The following is a 21,005-nucleotide window of genomic DNA, read 5'->3' on the forward strand; positions in this document are numbered from 1 at the left end:
CGATCCCCTATTGGATGTTGACGTCGACACTGGCCGGAAGATCGATACGCATCAGCGCGTCAACGGTCTTCGGCGTCGGATCAAGAATGTCGATCAACCGCTTGTGGGTGCGCATCTCGAAGTGCTCCCGCGAGTCCTTGTACTTGTGCGGGGAGCGGATGACGCAATACACATTCTTCTCGGTCGGCAGCGGCACCGGCCCTACGACGCTGGCACCCGTACGGACGACGGTCTCGACGATCTTGCGCGCCGAGGCGTCAATGGCCTCATGGTCGTAGGCCTTAAGCCTGATGCGGATCTTCTGTCCCGCCACGCTTCTCCTACCCTCACTACTCTTGAGGCCCGGATATCCGGGCCTGGTGCCCCCGGCGCGCCGACCCGACCCGGCCCCTCTGGGCCGATCGAGCGCCGCGCCGGATACTGCGCCGCTGTTTACCTGTCGTGGTTCACCGGCCCCCGCGGTCGGGCGTGTCACCCTCACACAGCCTTGTTCGCGGCCAGAAAAAAAGTCGCTCCAAGGATGGGACCGGACGCGCCCGTTTGGGCGCTGGTCGTATGCCCGGCCAGGCGCGAACCCGGCTCAAGGCAACCCGAACAGTATGCCCTAGATCATGGCCCAAACAAAATTGCGCCCAAATCCCGGCCAGAATCTCGCGACCAGGTCAGATAGGCGATTTTGAACAGGTACAAGGACCGCGGTCCTTCGCCGACGGCGACCCGGCACTGAGCGTTAGTTTCGGGCACAGATTCGGGCAGGGGAAACCAGGTGCGGATGCGGCCGCGAGGGTGACCGACCCCATCGCGTACACCGACGAGGCCCGATTTCATGCGGCGCCGGCCCAGTTACGCGCACACGCGCCGGTTTCGCGGGTCGACCATGCGCCGTACCGCCGTTCTGGGCCATCGCCAAGTCCGCCGATCAGCTGGCGATCGAGCGCGCGGACGACCTCTCGATCAACGTCACGACGTTCGGCGGTGGGCTCAAGCACCTGCCGATTCGGTACTCGCTGCGCTAGCCCTGCCCTGCGCGCGCTGAACGTGCAGGAAACCGTCGACGGCCGCGAACGCGCATTCCCGATAGTCGAAATCCGGCAGCGTGGACAGACGCCCCAGCACCAGCGGGCCGATCAGCAGGGCGATAGCCCGGGATCGGTCCACCTCACCCAGTTCCGCGGCCTGCGGGCTATCGAACAAGGCGTCGAACGGCGCCGCGTACTGCTGAGCGATGCGTTCGCGAAGTGTGGTGATCGCCGGGCTGTCGGTGCAATTGTCGTGGTGAGGTTGTGGCAAACCTTCCAGGTCGCGACCCAGCGCCAACCACGACATGGCGGTCATGAGCGCGGGCGCCTGGGCCACCGATTCGGCTTGGGCCAGCACCAGGGCGACCAGCCGATCCCGCAGCGAGCCCTCGTCGGGCGGTATCGGGGACGGCGGTATCAGGCTGTTGAACGCCGCCGCCAGCAAATCATTGCCACTCGGGAAGTGGCGATACAGGGTGGCTCTCGCTACGTTGGCGGTACGGGTGACCGCTTCCACGGTCACCGCACTGGGGCCCCCGGAGTTGAGCAGCGTCGCGGCGGCTTCCAGCAAACGAGCCCGCGATCGCGCGGGTCGGGGATCCGTACTTCCCTCGGTGATTGTGACTCACCTCCCTGTTTAGAAACAAGACCATCGGTCTATCTACGAGACTATTGGTCTCGAAACTTCGCGGCCCCCGAAGGGAGGCGCATCTCCATGGTCGATGTCTTGACCCGGCCTGACCAGCGTACTGATGCAGTGAACATTGGCGGTAGCCCGCGCGCGCGGGTCTGGACCCTCGCGGTCGCCTGCATGGGGGTCGCGCTGGTGGTCGCATCCATGACCGCGCTGGGTGACCTCGCGGTGGCAACCTCGGCGACGCAGTCGCAGTTGAACTGGATCGTCGACGGATACACCGTGGCGCTGGCCTGCCTGCTGCTGCCGGCCGGGGCGATCGGTGATCGCTACGGCAGACGCGGCGCGCTGCTGACCGGCCTGGTGGTGTTCGCGCTCGGCTCGGCGACGCCGGCAATCTTGCACGCCCCCATGCAAATCATCGCGGGGCGCGCGGTGGCCGGTGTCGGCGCGGCGTTCGTCATGCCCGCGACACTGTCACTGCTGACCGTGGCCTACCCGAAGGACGATCGGATGAAGGCCGTCGGCATCTGGGCCGGCACCGCGGGATCCGGCGGGGTCTTCGGCTTGATCGGATCCGGCCTGCTGCTGCGCTTCTGGGATTGGCATGCGATCTTCTGGTCACTGGGCATCGCGGGGCTGGTGATCTTCGCCCTGGCGTGCACCGTCTCGTCGTCGCGCGACGCCAACGCTCCCCGCATCGACGCGCTGGGTGCGGTCCTGATCGGTGCCGCCGTCGCGATCGCGGTGGCCGCCATCCTGGAAGCCCCCACTCGCGGCTGGGACGATCCGCTGGTCTGGGGCGGGATGGCCGCCGGGGCGATCATCGCGGCGCTGTTCGGTGTCGTCGAATTCCGCCGGCGGCAACCACTTCTCGACGTGCGACTGTTCGCCGACCCCAATTTCGCCACCGGGGTGGCAGCGATCGTCGTTCTGTTCGGTGCGACGTTTGGTTTCTTCTACATCGGCATGCAGTACGTCCAGCAGATCATGGGCTATTCACCGCTGACGACGGCAATAGCCTTCGGCCCCTTCATGATTCCACTGGGCATCTTCTCGGCGCTGTCGTTCTGGTATGTGCCGAAGCTAGGGCTGCGGCTGGTGCTGTTCATCGGCACGCTGCTGATGGCGGTTGGTTTTGCGTGCATGTACACCCTCGACCTGCACTCGAGTTACTCCCAGTTCGCGTGGCCGACGTTGATCCTGGCCACCGGCATCGGGATCTGCACGGCACCAACGACTTCGGCGATCATGGGCGCGGTTCCCGACGAAAAGCAGGGTGTGGCCTCGGCGGTGAACGACACCTCGCGCGAGATGGGCGGGGCATTGGGCATCGCCGTGGCGGGTTCGATCCTGGCCGGACGCTATTCCCACGAGCTCGCGCCCCAACTGGCGAGCTTCCCGCCGGCGGTGCGGGTCCCGGCCACCGACTCGCTGGCCAAGGCCGTCGAGGTGGCCGGCCAGCTCGGCCCGCAAGGAGCCAAGCTCGCCGAGCTGAGCAAGACCGCCTTCCTGACCGCTATGCATGCGTCGACGATCGTGATGGCCGCGATCGTCGCGGTGATTTCGCTGCTGATCGGGGTGTGGGCACCCGGTCGGGACGGAAGGCAGCTGCGCCTGGTGCGCCGGGCCCGGTACCGCCGGCGTCAGGCCGCAGCGACGGCGGATCAGGCGAGCGCGATCAGTCCCGACGTCGCCGATCGATAGCCGCCTCACCGCCGAGCCGAATGGCGGCCCACCGGCCGATCACCACGCCAGGCAGCAATCGAAATGCCGGACGGCAGAGCGAAAGACGCATAATGCCGGCGTCCAAGACGGGATCCGTGCGTTCGGTGCCGCTGGCCAAAATTGGCGCCTCAGAGGTACTTGAAACGACCAATTCGTTCTGGTATCAGAGATATATATCGACAGGGACAGGTCATCTCGCAGGGTGAGGTGGATGTGATGTTGATGGGTATTGACCCACGCAGGCAACGAGTACGTTGGTCGTCACCGGCGCCGGGCGCCGATGTGCCGCCGGCATTGTCGCCGCCGGTCTGCTTGTCTCGGTGGACAATTCGCTCCGCCTCGATGCCCGCATCGGATCGGCCGTTCAGTGGGGTGATCACGTGACAGTGGTGATCGAGCCCTGCTGCCCGGCGATGATGGAGGCGGCGGCCATCGTGGAGGCCGAGTGGATACGCGTGAGCAGGTCGAGCGAACCGGATGGTCATGCAACGTGTGAGCTGCCCGCTGGGCAGTCGTGTCCGCGCCGAACACGCGCCGTAGTGACCCTGCGGCCCACGTCGCACGTGGGGTCCGCTGAGTGCGGTAGGCCAGGTGCACGCTGGCCCGTCACCATGGTGTGGCCGCGCCAGCGATCGCCCCCGCTGCAGTCGTGATTGCCACTGCAACAAGAGCATTCGAGCGCAAGGAGGTGATCTGCTAGACGAGCCATCGCATACCGAGGTGATACGGCTGTCATGCCGTCCACGAATATTGCGACGCATTACTCGCGCATGACGCACCATTATCTGCGCGCGCACCGCCACTGGTCGTGGCCGTTTACGTGGAACGCATGAACGCAGTCTCATCGGGCGGGTCGCGCTCTTCGGCCTCTCGACGAACCGAGCGCGGCCCGCCCATCTACCTCTACCCTCTCTTGGGGGGCCGTACAGCATCCCCGAGCATCACCGTTGCCATATCGACTGGCAGACAACATATTTCATCATCCCGTCGGGCCTGGCGCTTATTCACCGGAGGAATTCCGCCCCGCGGTGCCCCAGCATCACGATGGTCGCATGCGGCCCACGGCTGGTGATGAAGGGCAGGATGGAGCCGTCGATCACCCAAAGGTTGTCCATCCCGTACACCCGGCACCGAGGGTCGACGACGGCGTGCGGGTCACCGTCGGTACCCATCGGGGCGCTGGCACACAGGTGCTGCGACGTCGCCCATACCGGCGGCCCGACGTATGTTGCCGCACTGGCGATTTCACGTGCCAGCTCGCTGCCGCGGCGCAGCGCGGCGACGTCCTCGGGTTCGCTGTCGTAGCGATGCTCGATTCGCGGGGACACGGCCGGATCCGCGGACACCAGCGAGATGCGCCCGCGCGCCCGTGGCTGCATCAACGCGACCCCGAGATGCGGCCAGTCGGGATGCCCGGCGGTGCCGTCACCGGTCATCGCGACGAACCCACCCGTGTACGGCCTGATCTCGATATCGTCGGCGGCGTTGAGCACCACCTCCAGCACGGGTCGCCCGGTGGCCACACTCCAGTCGGTGGGCAGCACCCATTCGGGGTGATCGCGGCAGTTCATCCCCACCGGAAGCGGCGCGACCACCGGCACACCGAGTGCCCGCAGCATCGCCTCGTCGCCGATGCCGGACAGCATCAGCAGCTGCGCTGATTGAATAGCACCGCCACACAGGACGATTCGGTCGGCGGTCAGCGTCGCCGGGCCTTGCGGGCCCACCACGTCGACCCCGACAGTAACGGTGCCGTTGAATCGCAGCCGCACGGCCCGAGTCTGCGACAGCAGGGTCAGGTTGGATCGCCCCAGCGCCGGAAGCAGATATCCGGCGCCCGACCCGATCCGGACGCCGTCGACGATGTTGAGCGGCACCGCACCGACACCCGGGACCAGCTCGGGCCCGCAATCGTTGAGGTCGGCAATCCAGGAAAACCCGGCGGTCTGCGCCGCGGCGATGAAACGCTCAGTGGTACCGGTCATTTCGCGTGTCCGGCGAACCAGAATCGGCCCGTTGTCGCCGTGGGCGGGACCGGTGAAGTCGAGGTCGGTCTCGATGGCCCGGAAATGGTCGGCCACGTCGGACCACGCCCAGCCCGGTATTGCGGCCCGATCGAAATCGCGTGGCAATCCGCGGCAGAAGTATCCGCCGTTGACCGCCCCCGAGCCGCCGAGCGTCGCCCCCCGCACGATCGGCAGTTCCCGAACGGGCTGATCGGTGATCCGACTCGCAAAGCGCGCCACCAGCGGACTGCCCGCCCCGATCGGCAGCTGCAGCCCGTTGGCGGTTTGGGCCAGCAGCGCCGGGTCGGCGAGCGCGGGGCCGGCCTCGAGGACGGTCACGGACTGGGCGGGGTCGGCGGAAAGACGTTCGGCAACAACGGATCCAGCACTTCCGGCGCCGACGATCAGCACATCGCTGTGCGTTGTCAAGGTGCCGGCTAGCTCCGGATTTGCGGTTTGAGCGCGCGCAGGTTGCGTTCGCGGACCACGCCCCACCATAGCCCGAGGCCGTAAGCCAGGTCGTCGACGCGCTTGAGCAACAGATAGGTCAGCAGGCCGATCGGCTCGGCGTCGTCGCCGGTGGTGTCGCGGCGGCGCAGCCAGTCGACCACGCCGTCCATCACGGCGGCCACCACGATGACGCGTCTACAGCGCCTCGACACGACGGCGGCGAGCAACGCCACGGGCCAGTAGTGCCGGCAGATGGCCGACGCCAGCTGCAGCGCCGCCGACCACAGGCCGCGGGTCGCGATCACCACGACATCGGAGAAAGCGGTATCGGCGCTGCGCATTGCTTTGGCGATGCGCCGGCCGGTCAGCACGGCGATCACGATCGACGCCAGCTGCGACAGGCTGGTCCCGAGCGCCATCAGGATCCAGGCCATCAGCGCCCACCCGGAGATCACCACCGGGGCGGTCTTGTCCGGGTGGCGTACCGAGAGCGGGGCCGCCGAACCGCCATAGAATGCCTTGCGCGCAAGCCAATCCCGCAATTGGGTGCGGTGATCGTGCGCGACCAGCGCGATCGGCTCGTAGCGCAGCCGGGCACCCGCCTCGATCAGTCGCCAGCACAGGTCGACGTCCTCCCCGGACTGCATGGTCTCGTCGAACCCGCCGACCTCAGCGAGAGCCGAGCGGCGGCAGATGATCGCCGCGCTGGGCACGTAGGACACCGTGCTGTGCGGCAACACCGGCGCTTCGCGCTGCCCGAGGTCCAGTGAGGAGTGCACCGCCTCGTACCGGGCGACCACGTTCTCGCTGTGGGCCAGGCCGACGATGCGGGGCGCCACCAGGGCCACCGTCGGGTCGCAGAAGTGACCGAGGAGAGCTTCCAGCCAGCCTCGGCGCGGCGTCACATCGGAGTCCAGGAACGCGACGAAGTCGGTGGTGCACGCCGCCAGCCCGGTGTTGCGTGCCGCCGCCGGACCCTTGCTGCGGGGGTGGTGCAACACCTCGATGTCGCAGTGCGTGCCGGCGAAGTCTTCCTGCTCGATCGGCGACAGCGAGCCGTCGTCCACCACGATCACGCGCAGGCCGCGCAGCGAGTTCATCAAGCGTCGCACACCAGAAACGTTGTCACGCACCGGAATTACCACAGTGACGTCGCGATGCGACGGGCCGCCCGCAGGGCGCGGATGGGCGACGGTGGCGTCCAGCAGGGTGCGGGCCAGCTGGGCACTGACGTCGTCGCGGACCTTCAGCCGGCCATCCGAGAGCATGTCCTGGGCGGCGGGAGCCAGCTTGAGCAGTCGGGTCGGCGAGCCGCCCAGCAAGGCCGAGCCGTCGCCGAGTACCCGCACGCGGCGATCGACCTGAACGGCGAACCCGTCCGGCAGTCGAGGCGCGGTCATATGCGCCGCTCGCCCCCGCCAGCGGGAGGTGCCCCCACCTCATCGCTCGCGCTCTGCATCGTCGACGGCGCGCTCATGTCAGCATCCCGTCGGGGCCGGGCGTCCAGCGCACGATGCGGCGCACACAACCGTCGACCATCTCCGAGAAGATGCGCTTGCCCTCGGCCGCCGTGGCGGTGGTGGGGTCTCCCAACACGCCTACCGGGCTGACCGCCGCCACGCCGCCGGTGCGCATCGCCGGGAGCAACTCGGGCAGCGGCGCCCGATTCCCGGCGAGCCACCGGTCGGTCAGCACATCGGACGGCGAGATATGCAGCAACACCGATGTTTCGGTATGGCCGGCATGGGCGTCGCCGCCCGCGGCCGCGCACGGGCACCAGGTGACGTCGCGGCCTTCGCTGCGAAGGGTGGTCACGGCGCGGTGCAATGCCTCTGTGTTGCCGCCGTGGCCATTGACGAAGACCAGGCGCTGGGCCCAGTCGGCGGCCGACCTGCCGTACTCGACCAGCAGCATCGTCAAGGCGCCGGTGCCGATGGAGATCGTTCCGGCGAAGCTCTGGTGCTCACCGCTGGCGCCGTAGGAGATAGCCGGCGCCACCCACCAGGCCTGCTCAAGGCTTGCCCGGGCCCCCCTGGCGACCGCAGTCGCGATGCGGGTGTCGGTATCCAACGGCAGGTGCGGACCATGTTGCTCGGTCGACCCCAGCGGGATCATTATCGACGGCGAGGTGGGAAATAGCTCGTACGACGTCGCAGCTCCTAATTCGCCGAGTACGGGCACTCGGTGATGGTAGGCCGAATTCACCTGGCGTGCACCAATTGTTGAGCGTTCAAAGTTATTTTTTTTCTGAGCCGTTCATCGGGGCACCGAAATTCGGCTCGTCCGTCACGGTTGCCACGCGCGTATCACAATTTTCGCATACGTCGATTTTCGCTGGCAATCCCAAATCCGCCTGAATTCGGCGGCGTCGCGACAAGGTCCGGTGCAGCACCCGAGGGTCTAAATATCGCAAAGCCGCCCAACATGCTGCAGATTAACTCGGCCGGCGCCGAGGTTAGGCCGGCGCAACGCCGAGCGCGCGGGTGAACCCGTCCGGCACCAGAATGTCGTCCGGGCGCAAGTCGTGGACCGAGGCATGCCCGAGGCCCATGAGCGCCGAGTCGATACCCCCGCGCAGGACGTCGAGCACGTTCTCGACGCCGGCTTGACCGTTCGCGGCGAGGCCCCACAGATAGGCGCGGCCGATCATCACCGCCCGCGCTCCCAAGGCCACGGCCTTCACCACGTCGCTGCCACGGCGGATGCCGCCGTCCAGCAACACCTCGACCTGGTCGCCGACCGCGGCCACCACCGGGGGCAACGCCCGGATGGACGCTGGCGTCCCGTCCAGGTTGTTGCCGCCGTGGTTGGACACCGATATCGCCGAAACACCAGCATTCACAGCTCTTTTCGCGTCATCGACACGCATGACGCCCTTGAGCATGAACGGCCCGCCCCACAGCTCGCGCAGCCAGGCGATGTCCTCCCACGTCGGCGGGGGGGTGCCCATCCACTCGCCGTAGGCCTGGAAGAACGGCGGACCTGCCTCGCCGCGCGCCGCCTGGTTCGGCACCGACAAGGTCGGCGGACGCATGGTCTTCGCCCATTTCAGGAACCACCGGGGCTTAAAGGCCGCCTCCGGCGACAACCGCAGAATGGTCCGCAGGTTCATTTCTTCGGGAATCTTCGGACTGCCCCAGTCGCGCCCATGTGAGAAGGACCAGTCGGTGGTGACGATCAAACCGACCGCACCGGCCGCGCGCGCCCGCTCCACCCGGTCGGCGATCGCGTCGCGCCCGCCCAGCCAGTACACCTGGAAGAACAGTTTGGAGTTTGCCGCGATCACTTCCTCGATCGGCTTGCTGGCGAACGAGGACAGACCCATCGCCGTTCCCCGTGCCGCCGCGGCCCGCGCGACGGCCACCTCACCTTCCGGGTCGACCGCCTGAACGCCGGTCGGCGAAATCAGCACGGGCATGGAAATATCTTGTCCCATAACGGTTGTCGACAACTCACGCTTTTCCTGCGCGCCTACCACATGCGGCGCGAATCCGAGTTCTCCAAAAGCGTTGACATTGTCGGAGACCGTAATTCCATTTTCGCTGGCCGCAACAAGGGCCGAATAAACGGATTTCGGCAGCCGGCGCTTTGCGCGCTGCTGAGCGATGGCGACGGTTTCAAACCACTCGTCGGCCACGACTAGACCGGGCTTTCGTTACACAGCCGCGCCGGCGGTTGCTGCGGCGGCCGCACCGACAGCGTCAGCGGCACCGGCTGGCGAACCTTCTGGCCGCGCGAGTGGTCGGCACGCGGGCGCGGAGTCTCCCGTTCCCGGGCCAGTGCCGACTGGCTGTGCCCCTGGACGCATTCGGGATCCGGCCCGTCCATTGGCAGGCCGGTGAAGAACTTGGCCGCCATGCAACCGCCACGGCAGCTGTCGTAGTGCCCGCAACTTCCGCAGGCGCCCGCCGATTGGGGCTCGCGCAGCTCACGAAACAGCGGAGCGTTCTTCCAGACGTTGTCAAAACCGCCGTCGGACAAAACGTTTCCGGCCAGAAAGCGGTCGTGGATGGCGAACGGGCAGGCGTACACGTCGCCCACCGGGTCGATCAGGCACACCACTCGACCGGCTCCACACATATTCAAGCCGGACAGCGCGCCGGAGGCGCCGAGCGGGGCGAGATGGAAGAAGGAGTCGCCGGTGAGCACCCGCTCCCCCTTGGCGACCAGCCAGTCGTAGAGCTGAACCTGCTGGGCCGCGGTGGGGTGTAGGTCTTCCCAGACATCCGCGCCACGCCCCGAGGGCCGCAGCCGAGTGATCCGCAGCGTGGCGCCGTACTGGCTTGCCAGGGCGGCGAATTCGTCGAGCTGGTCGACGTTGTGGCGGGTGACCACGACAGAGATCTTGGCATCTTTGAAGCCGGCCGTGGCCAGGTTCTCCAGCGCACGCACCGCCATCGCGAAGGACCCCGGCCCGCGGACGGCATCGTTGACCTCGGCGGTGGCGCCGTCCAGTGAGATCTGGACATCGACGTAATCGCTGGCCGCCAGTCGCTCGGCAACCGCCGGCGTGATGCGGACCCCGTTGGTCGAGAACTTCACCCCGACGTGGTGCGCGGTGGCGTAGTCGACGAGCTCCCAAAAGTCCTGGCGCACAGTCGGTTCCCCGCCACCGATGTTGACGTAGAAAACCTGCATGCGTTCCAGCTCGTCGATGATGTCCATGCACTGTCGGGTGGACAGTTCGCGTGGATCGCGCTTACCCGACGAGGAAAGGCAGTGCACGCAGGCCAGGTTGCAGGCGTACGTGAGTTCCCATGTCAGGCAGATGGGCGCGTCCAGCCCGTGCTCGAATTGCTCGACGAGGCGGGGTACCGGGGCAGCTGTTGTCATTGATGGTCCTCCTGGGGCACCAGCATGCGGGAATCGACCAGCACACCCAACGCGTGCAGGTACGGCCCCTGCTCTGAGTCGTCGACTCCCTCGGCCCGCAGGGCGGACCGGACGTCGGGATGGTCGGCCAGCGACTGCACCACCGCAAGAATGGTGCGGTTCTTCAGAAACGAAAGCTTGCGGGTGCCGAAGTGATAAAGCAGGGCGCCAAACGGTTCCGGACGAACCGCGACCTGCGGGTGCAATCGCCAACCGCGATCAGGGTCGAACCGGCTTTCGGTCGGTCGAGCCTGCGCGGGCGCAGGCACGGTCAGTAGACCCCGCACATTCCGTCGATGGACACCTCTTCAACCAGAGTCTCGGTGACGAGCTCGGCGTCGGTTTCGATCTCGCGATCCATATGAATTGCCTCTCCTACGGTCTCGACAACGAAGGTCGATCTTGTCACAATCGTCGTCAGAATATGGCATCGAGTGCCGAAATGGAAGGGCGGGTCTGATGCATCCGCAGGCGCGGGTCGGTCGGCGCCGCTCGACGACGCCGGACCACATCACCGACGTCGCCATCGCGTTGTTCAGCTCGCGGGGATTCGCCGCGGTGAGTGTCGACGACGTCGCGCAGGCCGCCGGGATCTCGCGCCGCACACTGTTCCGCTACTACGCCTCCAAGAACGCCATCCTCTGGGGTGACTTCGACAGCCACCTCGCACATCTTCGCGAGCTGCTCGACACCGTCGGTCCGCGAGTTCCGCTGGGCGAGGCACTGCGGGCAGCACTGCTGGCGTTCAACACCTTTGACGACTCCGAGACCGTCCAGCACCGTCAGCGGATGCGGGTCATCCTGCAAACCGCCGAACTGCAGGCGTATTCGATGACGATGTACGCCGGCTGGCGCGACGTGATCGCGGCGTTCGTCGCCCGGCGCTCGGGCGCCAAGACGACCGACTTGACGCCGCAGACCGTCGCGTGGACGCTGCTCGGGGTCGCGCTCTCGGCCTACGAGCATTGGCTGCGCGACGAGTCCGTTACGTTGCAGGCCGCACTCGGCAATGCCTTCGACGTCGTCGGTCCCGGGCTCGACAAGCTGAAACCATGACCGCCGACAGCGAGCACCTGCTGCACACCCTGCGGTCGCAGGGGCGATTCTGCGGTGCGTCGGGATCCAAGATGTACGACGAACTGTTCGAGCTGGTGGCCTCCGACGTCGAAACCGGCGGGATCTTCGCGGCGATCCTGACCGGCCACGAGGACGACCCGTCGCGCGAGGCGGTACCGCTGCGACTGCTGGGCGGCCTGCACCGGTTGGTGCTCGACGGCCGGGCTGAGGTGTTGCGCCAGTGGTATCCCAGCACCGGCGGCAGCTGGGACGCCGGCAGCGCGTGGCCCGAGATCAAGCTCGCCGCGGCGGCCCATGCCGAGTCGCTGCGTACGGCGCTGGGGCAGCCACCGCAAACCAATGAGGTGGGCCGATCCGCCGCGCTGATCGGTGCGCTGCTGCGTATCAATCACGAAACCGATTTCCCGATAAGACTTTTCGAGATCGGATCGAGTGCCGGATTGAACCTGCGGGCCGACCGATACCACTACCGCTACGACGGCGGGCAGTGGGGACCGATCGACTCACCGGTGATCATCGACGACGCATGGCAGGGCCGGGTGCCGCCGGCCGGTTCGGTGCGGATCGTCGAACGCCGGGGCTACGACATCGCGCCGGTGGACGTCACCGGCACCGAAGGCGAGATGACCGCGCTGAGCTACGTCTGGCCCGACCAGGCCGCCCGGCTGGAGCGGCTGCGTGGCGCCATCGCGGTCGCCCGCACGGTGCCCGCACTCCTGGTGCGACAGAGCGCCGGCACCGCCGTGGGCGACCTGACACTGGCCGACGGCGCATTGACGGTGCTGTGGCATTCGATCACGTGGCAGTACCTGTCGCAGGACGAACGCGACGCCGTGCGCAATGGGGTCAACTCGCTCGGCGACCGCGCCGACGCCTCAGCGCCGTTCGCGCATCTGACGATGGAACCCGAGCGCAACGGCCCGGGCGGTCCGCTCAAATTCCTGGTGCGCGTTCATCGCTGGCCCGGCGGCGAGGATGTGGTGCTGGGTGAATGCCATCCGCACGGCCCACCGGTGAACTGGCGATAGCCACGATCAGAAAAATATTGCCCTCAACGCGTCGGAGTTCGCGGTGCCCCGGCGACGATAAGGGTGTGAGCGCCGAACCGGATCACCAATCCGACGCTCGACGCGCGCTTTTGGCGCTCTACGACGAGGCGTTGCCGGTGATCTACGGGTACTTCGTCCGACGCTGCGGCGAACGTGCCGCGGCCGAGGACCTGACGTCGGAGACCTTCCTCGCGGCGATGGACGCCGCGCGTCGGGCAGCGCCGCCGCCGATCTCGGTTGCCTGGTTGCTCGGTGTGGCGCGACACAAACTGGCCGACCACTATCGCCGCGGTCAGGACCGGCTCAGCGTGCCGATGGCCGAGCTACCGGAACCCGTCGACACCGCCGACGACTGGGACGCCGAGCTGGATCGCATGGTCGCCGAAGCCGTGCTGGCCCGGCTGACCGAGCCGCACCGCACGGTGCTGGTGCTGCGCTACATGGACGACTGCAGCGTCGGCGAATGCGCCGAGCTGATCGGGCGCACGGTGCATGCCACCGAAGCGTTGCTGGTCCGGGCACGCCGCGCATTCAAGAAGCAGTACCCGGAAGGAGGCACGTCATGAACCGCAGCGACCCACTGCGCGTGCTGCGCACCGATGACCTTCCGGTTCAACCCGATCCGGCTTTTGCCGCGCGGCTGCGCCGGCAACTGGAATCCGCACTGTCGCTACCCGAAGGAGTTGTCATGAGCGCCACCACGACTGCCCTTGCCGACCTGGCCGCACCCGTTGCGCCGCGGGCGCCGCGGCCGGCGGCATTGCCCTACCTCAGCGTGGCGAACGCACGCGCGGCCATCGACTGGTACGCCGACGCATTCGGCGCCGTGGTCGTCGGCGACCCAATCGTGATGGACGACGGGCGCATCGGGCACGCCGAGATCGCGATCGGCGACGGCGTGCTGTACCTGGCTGACGAATATCCCGAGCTCGGCCTGAAAGCACCTGCAGCGAAAGCGGTTTCGGTCAGCCTGATGTTGCACGTCGCCGACACCGATGCCGCCCTGCAGCAGGCGCGCAACCACGGCGCGACCGTCGAGCGGGAGATCTACCAGAATCACGGTTCCCGCAACGCCACTATCGTCGACCCATTCGGGCACCGCTGGATGTTGTCCGGGCCGACCGTCGCGCCGGTTTCGGGCATCGCGCACGGCGACATCGGATACATCTCGGTGTGGACTCCGGATGCCGATCGCGCGGCGGCCTTCTACGGGCACGTCCTGGGCTGGACATACGACCCCGCGTCACACCGGGTGACCAATACCGACCTGCCGACCGGCATCTTCGCCACCGACGAACCCGCCACCTTGTTCTGCTGCTACGCCGTCGACGACGTCCGGGCCGCCCGCATCGCGATAGCCGAAGCCGGCGGTGTTCCCGGCGAAATCCGGGACACCGAGTACGGCGTAGTACTCGACGCCACCGACCCACAAGGCATGGCCTTCGCGGTGCACCAACCCATCGCTGGCCGAAAGCGGCCGGAAATCAACGGTTCTGGGCCCGGTGAACTGTCCTATGTCACCTACCAGGTGCCGGATTCGGCCGCGTTCCGCGACTTCTATGGGCGGCTGCTGCGTTGGACCTTCGAGCCGGGCCACATCTCCGACGGCTGGCAGGTGGTGGACACGCATCCGATGGCCGGCGCCGCCGGTGGCAGTGCGCGTCCCACCATCGTGCCGATGTGGACGGTGGCCGACATCGACGTGGCGGTCGCGCGGGTCCGCGAAGCCGGCGGCACCGTGCGCGACGAGCCGACCCGCCAGCCCTACGGCATCAGCGCCGAGTGCACCGACGATCAGGGCGCACGGTTCTACCTGGGCGAATTCTGAGGCGACAGCATTTCGCGGGGGAACTCGGGGCGGTAACCCCAAACCGCTTGCCTCCCTGATGTTCTGCGGAGGTCTAGCTCAACGCCTCGGGATTGACAATCCGGATCGGCGCACCGTCCAGCCAGGCCACCACCGCTTCGATGCTGTCCGAGTAGAAGGCACTCAGCATCTCGCGGGTGACGTACCCCAGGTGGGGGGACAACGTCACGTTCGGCAGACCGCGCAGCGGATGGTCGGGCGCGGGAGGTTCGACGTCGAAGACGTCGAGGCCGGCTCCGGCGATACGACCGGTCTGTAGCGAAGAGATCAGCGCCGCCTCGTCGACGATCGGACCCCTGGACGTGTTGATCAAGTAGGCGTGCGGCCTCATCAGGGCCAGCTCGGGTTCGCCGACTAAACCTCGTGTCCGCTCGGAGAGCACCAGGTGGATGGAGACCACATCGGAGGATTCGAACAATGCCGCCTTCTCGACCCGGCGCGCACCGGCAGCCGCCGCGGTCTCATCGGTCAGGTTTTGGCTCCACGCAACGACTTCCATGCCGAACACCGCTGCGTACTCGGCCATCCGTTTGCCGGTCCTGCCCAGGCCCAGCAGCCCGAGGGTCTTACCGGCCAGTGTCATGCCCACGCTGCTCTGCCACCCGCCATCGCGCATCCGCCGGTGCTCTTCGGCCAGGTTGCGCACCGTCGCGATCAGCAACCCCCAGGCGAGTTCGGGGGTGGCGTCGCGGACCGCCCGGAACCGGGGGTTGACGAAATCCGAATGGGCAACCAGGACACCGGATTCGCTGGCCGCGGCGATGTCCAGATTCGGCAGGCTCATGCCCACGATCGTTATCAGTTTCAGGTTCGGCAGCCGCTCAAGCAGGGTGCGCGGCAACGCCATCCGTTCGCGCATCGTGCAGATCACGTCGAACGGTTGCAGGACCTCTACAGCCTCCGCTTGACCGAGATGCCGATCGAAGACCGTGATCTCGGATCGGCGCTGCACCGGCGACCAGTCGGCGAGCTCGAGTGCCATCCCGGCATAGTCATCGAGTATCGCCACCCGGTGCATGATGTCAGCCTAGCAGCTCCGAAATCGGTGTTGCCGCAGCGATTTTGCCGCGGGCCTTCATGACCTTGCCCGGCAAACCGCCGCCGACCACGCCGACCACTACCCCGTCACGCTCGTAGTAGGCCAGGAACTTTCGTCCGTCGTCCTCGACCAGGTGCACGATGTCGGTGGCTTCCGGCTCGCCCAGACACTGGATCTTGACGTCGTACTGGTCGCTCCAGAAGTACGGCACGACCGTGATAGACGGCACCTCCTGACCAAGCATCGCGGGCACCACGACGCGGGCCTGGTCGGCCACATTGCTCCAATGCTCCACGCGCGCTTGATGTCCCGTCGCATCACGCCATGAGGCGACATCTCCGAGCGCCCACACGTTGGGTGCGCTGGTGCGTCCGGCCTCGTCGCAGATGACACCGTTGTCGACTTCGACCCCGCTGCCCTCCAGCCACTCGGTGGCCGGCCGCGATCCGATCCCGACGACCACCAGGTCGGCAGCCAACTCGGTGCCATCGCTGAGCACCACGGTGTCGACGTGGCCGTCGCCGCGCACCTCGGCCACGCCGATGCCGGTGCGCACGTCGACGCCCTCATTACGATGCAGCCGCGACACCAGCTCGCCGATCTGTTCGCCGAGCACCGATGCCAACGGCGTCGGCTGCGGCTCCACCAGCACCACCTCGACCCCCATGCTGCGCAGGCTGGCGGCGACCTCGCAGCCGATGAATCCGGCTCCGACGACCACGGCGTTGTGCGCCTTAGCGGCATGCTCGCGCAACGCCATGCTCTCGTCGAACGACCTCAGCACGCGAATGCCCTCGAGATCCGGGAACGCAGGAATGCGCCGCGGGACCAACCCGGTCGCAATCACCAGCTCGTCGTAGCCGAGCGACGTTCCGTCGGAAAGGGTCAGGGTCTGCGCGGCGGTGTCCAGGCCGGTGGCCGCCGCACCGAGGCGCAGCGTGATGTTGTTCTCGTCGTAGAACTCACGCGGCTTGAGGGCGACATCGTCGACCTCTTTGCGCAGCACTTCCTTGGACAACGGCGGCCGGTCGTAGGGCAGATGGACCTCGTCGCTGACGATCGTGACGGGTCCGGTGTACTCCGACCGACGTAATTGCTCCGCCGTGCGGGCCGCAGCCAGCCCGCCCCCGACGATCACGATTCCTTGATTGCTCACGTGGAGTTCATAGCACGCGGGACGCTCAGTACTTTAGGGCGCCCTTATCGACGGGGATCTGCATACCCGTCACGGTGGCCGCGCCGTCACCGGCCAACCAGGCGACGACGTCGGAGACCTCCTCGGGTGCCATGAATCCCTTGTACTGCATCGGCATTGGCGGGAAGCTGTGCACGAAGCGGGGATGTTTGGCGAAGATCTCCATCATCGCTTCCGGTTCGATCATCGGGGTGTCGATCGAATAGGGGTGAATCGAGTTGACCCGGATACCGTATTCGCCGAGCTCGATCGCCAGTGTGTTGGTCAGCGCGGTCAGCCCGAACTTGCTGGCCGAGTAGTGGCCGTTGCCGGGTGTGGCCTTGAGACCGGCCGACGAGCTCACCACCACAATCGATCCGCCGTTGCCGGCCTCGATCATCGCGGGGATCGCGGCGCGCAGGGTGCGCCAGGTGCCGGTCAGGTTGACCCCGATCACGGTGTCCCACTGTTCGTCGGTGAGTTCCCAGACCCGGCCCCAGCCCAGCACCCCGGCGTTGGCCACCACGATGTCGAGACGGCCGAACTGCTCCACCCCGTCGGCCACCAGCTGACGCACGGTGGGGTCGTCACGAATGTCGCCGGCGCGGGCCAGGATCTTGCGGCCCTCGGCCTCCACCAGGCGGACGGTCTCACTGAGATCTTCGGGGGTGGCCGGCGGGTAGGTCACGGTGTCCGACACCGATGCGCAGATGTCGAGCGCGACGATGTCGGCGCCCTCGCGGGCCAGCCGCACCGCGTGTGCGCGCCCTTGTGCGCGGGCGGCGCCGGTAACGAATGCCACCCGTCCCTGCAGTGATCCTTCACGTCCCGACACGGCACGCCCCTTTCGCCGCATCACAGGCTAGCAGCGAAACTGAAACGTGTTCTAACTCGGTTCGTCGACGCGAACGGGTTCAGATCTCCGAGATGATCTGGGTCCGGCGGGCGTTGTATTCGTCGTCGGTCAAAGCGCCACTGGCGCGCAGTGTCTCGAGCTGTTGGAGCCGCTCGGCGATCGAGGTCTGCGGCGGTGTGGCGAGCGGCGCCGCTCCGGCGGGGGCCCCTTGCGCCGCGGGTGCCTGGGCGGCGGCGCGGCGCACCACCGCCTGGATCTGCTCGCGCAGCACCGGGTTCGACCGGATGTCGACCATCCGGTTGAGCGGAACGTTGTTGTCCTTGAGGATCTGCAGGATCTCCATCAGCGGCCCGGCTTGCCCGCTGAGGTCATAGGTCCTGTTGTCCTCGGCAACGGTGAATTGTGCGGGCACCAGGCCATTGACCAAAGCGCTTCGCTCCCAATCGATTTGGTATTCCTGCGTCGTGGGGTCAAGCAGTACCACGAGCTTTCGGGCGGTGAGGTTGCCCAACCTGGTGACGTTGGCGATGACCCGGTCTTGACTGTCGAACGCCGTGATCCCAGGTCCCTCGATGTGCAGATCTACCTTCACCAGCGGCTGGTCGTTGATCCGGGTTCCGGTCTCGGAGAGACCGACGATTTGAGCCAGCGCCAGTACCCCGTGCTGCTCCAGCAACGCCGATTTGGCCGCCGATTTCGCACCGTAGTTGGTCAGCGCGAGCGCGATGAGGACATCGGCCACGGTGATGAGTAGGCCGACGTAGAACATCCATTGCAGCAGGTTGCCCATGCCGAGGGTGAAGTAGACGACCAGAAAGATCGGCCCGACCAAACCACCGCATAGCAAAACGACCAACTGTGTCTTCAGATATCGCGCCAACACGTGTCTCTCCTCGCCTTGCCCGGAAGGTTCGTGTCAGATTAGCGCTGTCGCGGGCGCGGTATCCATAGCCGGCGTCCGGCCATCAGCCCAGGCCAGTCAGCGCGACGGCTTCGGTGGTGCGCCTTTGGGGGAGGTGGGCGGCGGCGCCATGGCCGGCCCGTTGGACACTGGCATCGCAGCGGGCAGCATCGTGGCCGACGACAGTTCCGCGGCCGCCACATCCGCCGGGGCGGCCGACGCGGTCGCCGGTCCGGTGACGTCGGCTGCTGCCGCTGCCGGGACCGCCGCCGCCGCTGCCGCCGGAGCCGCCGCCGCTGCATAAGGGGATGTTTCTGGGTGGGGCGCCGTTGCCGAATGTCCGGCCGGGGCCGCCGCCACCGTGGTGGTTGCGGCCATCGGTGTCACTGTCGCCGCTGCAGGCGCGGCCGCGGGCGCTGCCACGGCGGCCGGCGCCGCGGCAGCCGGCTGCACCGCCGCTGCCACCGGCACTCCGGATGCCACGCCACCCGCCTGCGCCGCGGCGCCGATGAACTGCTGACCGCTCATTGCCTGGCCGGACACGTTGGCCGCACCCGCCATCGCCTGCGGGGCGACCGCCAGCGGCTCGGCGTTGACGATCTCGGTGTCCGCATATTGCTGCGCCCCACCGCTCATGAGCTGCACAAACTGGTTATGGAACAGCGCCGCCTGAGCGCTGATCGCCTGATAAGCCGCCGCGTGCACGCCGAACAGCTGCGAGATGCTCGTCGACACGGCGTCGGCCCCGGCGGCCTGAACCGCCGACGTCGCGCCCGACGCCACCGAGTTGGCGTAGTTGATCGCCGAACCGATTTTTTCCAGGTCTGATGCGGCGGCCGCCACATACTCCGGCGTCGCGTTTACGAACGACATCCGAACCTCCCGGCCAGGCCGCGGCGGTCAAATTCCCCAACCGTCAATTTCAGACTGGACACCGCAAGATCTTACCGGAAATTCGCTGACCAGGTGTGCAGCTTTCACCCGCGCAGAAAGCACAAAGCCCGGACCGCCGCGATCGGCGAGTCCGGGCTTCGTGCTGTGGAACTAGTTGATGATCTTGACGACCCGGCCGGCGCCGACGGTGCGGCCACCCTCGCGGATCGCGAACCGCAGACCGTCGTCCATGGCGACGGGCTGGATCAGCTTCACCGAGATGTTGGTGTTGTCACCGGGCATCACCATTTCGGTGCCCTCCGGCAGCGTCACCACACCGGTCACGTCGGTGGTGCGGAAGTAGAACTGCGGACGGTAGTTGTTGAAGAACGGCGTGTGCCGGCCGCCCTCGTCCTTGGACAGGATGTAGACGCTGCCCTCGAACTCGGTGTGCGGCGTGGTGGTGCCGGGCTTGACCACAACCTGGCCGCGCTCGACGTCTTCCCGCTTGATACCGCGCAGCAGCAGCCCGACGTTGTCGCCGGCCTGGCCCTGGTCGAGCAGCTTGCGGAACATCTCCACACCGGTGACCGTGGTCTTGGTGCTGGTCGGCTTGATGCCGACGATTTCGACTTCCTCGTTCACGTTGATCACGCCGCGCTCGACACGTCCGGTGACCACGGTGCCACGACCGGTGATCGTGAAGACGTCCTCGACGGGCATCAGGAACGGCTTGTCGGTTTCGCGAACCGGGTCCGGAATCGACTCGTCGACGGCGTCCATCAAATCCTCGACGGACTTGACCCAGTCCGCGTCGCCCTCGAGCGCCTTGAGCGCCGAGACGCGGATGACCGGAGCCTCCTCGTCGAACTCCTGGGCGGCCAGCAGTTCGCGGACCTCGAGCTCGACGAGCTCGAGGAGCTCCTCATCGTCGACCATGTCGGCCTTGTTGAGGGCGACCAGGATGTAGGGCACGCCGACCTGACGCGCGAGCAGCACGTGCTCACGGGTCTGAGGCATCGGGCCGTCGGTCGCGGCAACCACCAAGATCGCGCCGTCCATCTGGGCCGCACCGGTGATCATGTTCTTGATGTAGTCGGCGTGACCCGGGGCGTCCACGTGGGCGTAGTGACGCTTCTCGGTCTGGTACTCCACGTGGGAGATGTTGATGGTGATACCGCGCTGACGCTCTTCGGGCGCGTTGTCGATCTGGTCGAAGGCGCGCGACTCGTTGAGGTTCGGATACTTGTCATGCAGGACTTTGGTGATCGCCGCGGTCAGTGTTGTCTTGCCGTGGTCAACGTGACCGATGGTCCCGATGTTGACGTGCGGCTTCGTCCGCTCGAACTTCGCCTTCGCCACTTCTGTGTCCTCCTGGACTGATTGGTGCTTTTGAAAAGCAGTGTTGATGTTGTTGTAAGTGCCGCGGTGGTAACCGGGCTAGGTTACTCCGAGCTGGT

Annotated in this window: 20 protein-coding genes; 5 read left to right on the forward strand and 15 right to left on the reverse strand. The window is 66.8% G+C overall.

The features are described 5' to 3' along the window. Positions 1–7: 7 nt before the first annotated feature. Both rpsJ and SKC41_RS02730 read right to left on the reverse strand, forming a co-directional pair. Positions 8–313 (reverse strand): 30S ribosomal protein S10, encoded by a 306-nt coding sequence (gene rpsJ / locus SKC41_RS02725; RefSeq protein ID WP_003873519.1) that lies wholly within the window; start codon positions 311–313, stop codon positions 8–10. A gap of 668 nt (positions 314–981) precedes the next feature. Then, positions 982–1,590, reverse strand: a complete 609-nt coding sequence (locus tag SKC41_RS02730; protein ID WP_330976208.1) for a TetR/AcrR family transcriptional regulator — start codon at positions 1,588–1,590, stop codon at positions 982–984. 144 nt (positions 1,591–1,734) lie between these two features. Between SKC41_RS02730 and SKC41_RS02735 the strand changes: the two genes are divergently transcribed. After that, positions 1,735–3,360: an MFS transporter gene (locus tag SKC41_RS02735; RefSeq protein WP_442931546.1), complete on the forward strand. Its 1,626-nt coding sequence runs from the start codon at positions 1,735–1,737 to the stop codon at positions 3,358–3,360. A gap of 1,025 nt (positions 3,361–4,385) precedes the next feature. On the opposite strand, the gene mftG is transcribed toward SKC41_RS02735, so the two are convergent. The 7 genes from mftG to mftA form a co-directional block, all read right to left on the reverse strand. After that, complete coding sequence (gene mftG / locus SKC41_RS02740) at positions 4,386–5,816, reverse strand: mycofactocin dehydrogenase MftG (protein ID WP_330976210.1); 1,431 nt, start codon at positions 5,814–5,816, stop codon at positions 4,386–4,388. 8 nt (positions 5,817–5,824) lie between these two features. Continuing rightward, entirely contained in the window at positions 5,825–7,237 is a 1,413-nt protein-coding gene (gene mftF / locus SKC41_RS02745; protein WP_330976211.1) for a mycofactocin biosynthesis glycosyltransferase MftF, read from the reverse strand. Between the two features lie 73 nt (positions 7,238–7,310). Next, a complete protein-coding gene (gene mftE, locus SKC41_RS02750; RefSeq protein ID WP_330976212.1) occupies positions 7,311–8,042 on the reverse strand; it encodes a mycofactocin biosynthesis peptidyl-dipeptidase MftE in 732 nt (243 codons plus the stop codon). Between the two features lie 250 nt (positions 8,043–8,292). Continuing rightward, positions 8,293–9,474: a pre-mycofactocin synthase MftD gene (mftD, locus tag SKC41_RS02755; RefSeq protein ID WP_330976213.1), complete on the reverse strand. Its 1,182-nt coding sequence runs from the start codon at positions 9,472–9,474 to the stop codon at positions 8,293–8,295. A gap of 2 nt (positions 9,475–9,476) precedes the next feature. After that, positions 9,477–10,670 (reverse strand): mycofactocin radical SAM maturase, encoded by a 1,194-nt coding sequence (mftC, locus tag SKC41_RS02760; protein ID WP_330976214.1) that lies wholly within the window; start codon positions 10,668–10,670, stop codon positions 9,477–9,479. Continuing rightward, positions 10,667–10,996: a mycofactocin biosynthesis chaperone MftB gene (mftB, locus tag SKC41_RS02765; RefSeq protein ID WP_330976215.1), complete on the reverse strand. Its 330-nt coding sequence runs from the start codon at positions 10,994–10,996 to the stop codon at positions 10,667–10,669. The genes mftC and mftB overlap by 4 nt, the downstream gene beginning before the upstream one ends. After that, on the reverse strand, positions 10,981–11,070 hold the full coding sequence (gene mftA, locus SKC41_RS02770; protein WP_036466690.1) for a mycofactocin precursor MftA: 90 nt from the start codon (positions 11,068–11,070) through the stop codon (positions 10,981–10,983). The genes mftB and mftA overlap by 16 nt, the downstream gene beginning before the upstream one ends. A gap of 98 nt (positions 11,071–11,168) precedes the next feature. On the opposite strand from mftA, the gene mftR reads away from it, so the two are divergent. The 4 genes from mftR to SKC41_RS02790 all read left to right on the forward strand — a co-directional run bounded on the left by mftR (position 11,169) and on the right by SKC41_RS02790 (position 14,663). Beyond that, positions 11,169–11,765, forward strand: a complete 597-nt coding sequence (gene mftR / locus SKC41_RS02775) for a mycofactocin system transcriptional regulator (RefSeq protein WP_330976216.1) — start codon at positions 11,169–11,171, stop codon at positions 11,763–11,765. After that, positions 11,762–12,814: a DUF2332 domain-containing protein gene (locus SKC41_RS02780; protein WP_330976217.1), complete on the forward strand. Its 1,053-nt coding sequence runs from the start codon at positions 11,762–11,764 to the stop codon at positions 12,812–12,814. Before mftR ends, SKC41_RS02780 begins: the two co-directional genes overlap by 4 nt. 65 nt (positions 12,815–12,879) lie before the next feature. Next, on the forward strand, positions 12,880–13,401 hold the full coding sequence (locus tag SKC41_RS02785; protein ID WP_330976218.1) for an RNA polymerase sigma factor: 522 nt from the start codon (positions 12,880–12,882) through the stop codon (positions 13,399–13,401). Further along, a complete protein-coding gene (locus SKC41_RS02790) occupies positions 13,398–14,663 on the forward strand; it encodes a VOC family protein (RefSeq protein ID WP_330976219.1) in 1,266 nt (421 codons plus the stop codon). Before SKC41_RS02785 ends, SKC41_RS02790 begins: the two co-directional genes overlap by 4 nt. 73 nt (positions 14,664–14,736) lie before the next feature. Here SKC41_RS02790 and SKC41_RS02795 read toward each other — a convergent pair whose 3' ends face one another. The 6 genes from SKC41_RS02795 to tuf form a co-directional block, all read right to left on the reverse strand. Then, positions 14,737–15,720: a D-2-hydroxyacid dehydrogenase family protein gene (locus SKC41_RS02795; RefSeq protein ID WP_330976220.1), complete on the reverse strand. Its 984-nt coding sequence runs from the start codon at positions 15,718–15,720 to the stop codon at positions 14,737–14,739. A gap of 4 nt (positions 15,721–15,724) precedes the next feature. Continuing rightward, a complete protein-coding gene (locus SKC41_RS02800; protein WP_330976221.1) occupies positions 15,725–16,897 on the reverse strand; it encodes an NAD(P)/FAD-dependent oxidoreductase in 1,173 nt (390 codons plus the stop codon). A 25-nt stretch (positions 16,898–16,922) separates the two neighbouring features. Further along, entirely contained in the window at positions 16,923–17,750 is an 828-nt protein-coding gene (locus SKC41_RS02805; RefSeq protein ID WP_330976222.1) for a mycofactocin-coupled SDR family oxidoreductase, read from the reverse strand. Positions 17,751–17,829: 79 nt separating this feature from the next. After that, positions 17,830–18,654 carry an SHOCT domain-containing protein gene (locus tag SKC41_RS02810; protein WP_330976223.1) on the reverse strand — a complete coding sequence of 275 codons (825 nt, stop codon included), beginning with the start codon at positions 18,652–18,654 and terminating at the stop codon, positions 17,830–17,832. Between the two features lie 96 nt (positions 18,655–18,750). Further along, positions 18,751–19,545 carry a PE family protein gene (locus SKC41_RS02815; RefSeq protein ID WP_330976224.1) on the reverse strand — a complete coding sequence of 265 codons (795 nt, stop codon included), beginning with the start codon at positions 19,543–19,545 and terminating at the stop codon, positions 18,751–18,753. A 171-nt stretch (positions 19,546–19,716) separates the two neighbouring features. Beyond that, positions 19,717–20,907 carry an elongation factor Tu gene (tuf, locus tag SKC41_RS02820; protein WP_066818171.1) on the reverse strand — a complete coding sequence of 397 codons (1,191 nt, stop codon included), beginning with the start codon at positions 20,905–20,907 and terminating at the stop codon, positions 19,717–19,719. Between the last annotated feature and the right edge of the window lie 98 nt (positions 20,908–21,005).

This window comes from Mycobacterium sp. 050128 (genome assembly GCF_036409155.1).
GTDB lineage: Bacteria > Actinomycetota > Actinomycetes > Mycobacteriales > Mycobacteriaceae > Mycobacterium.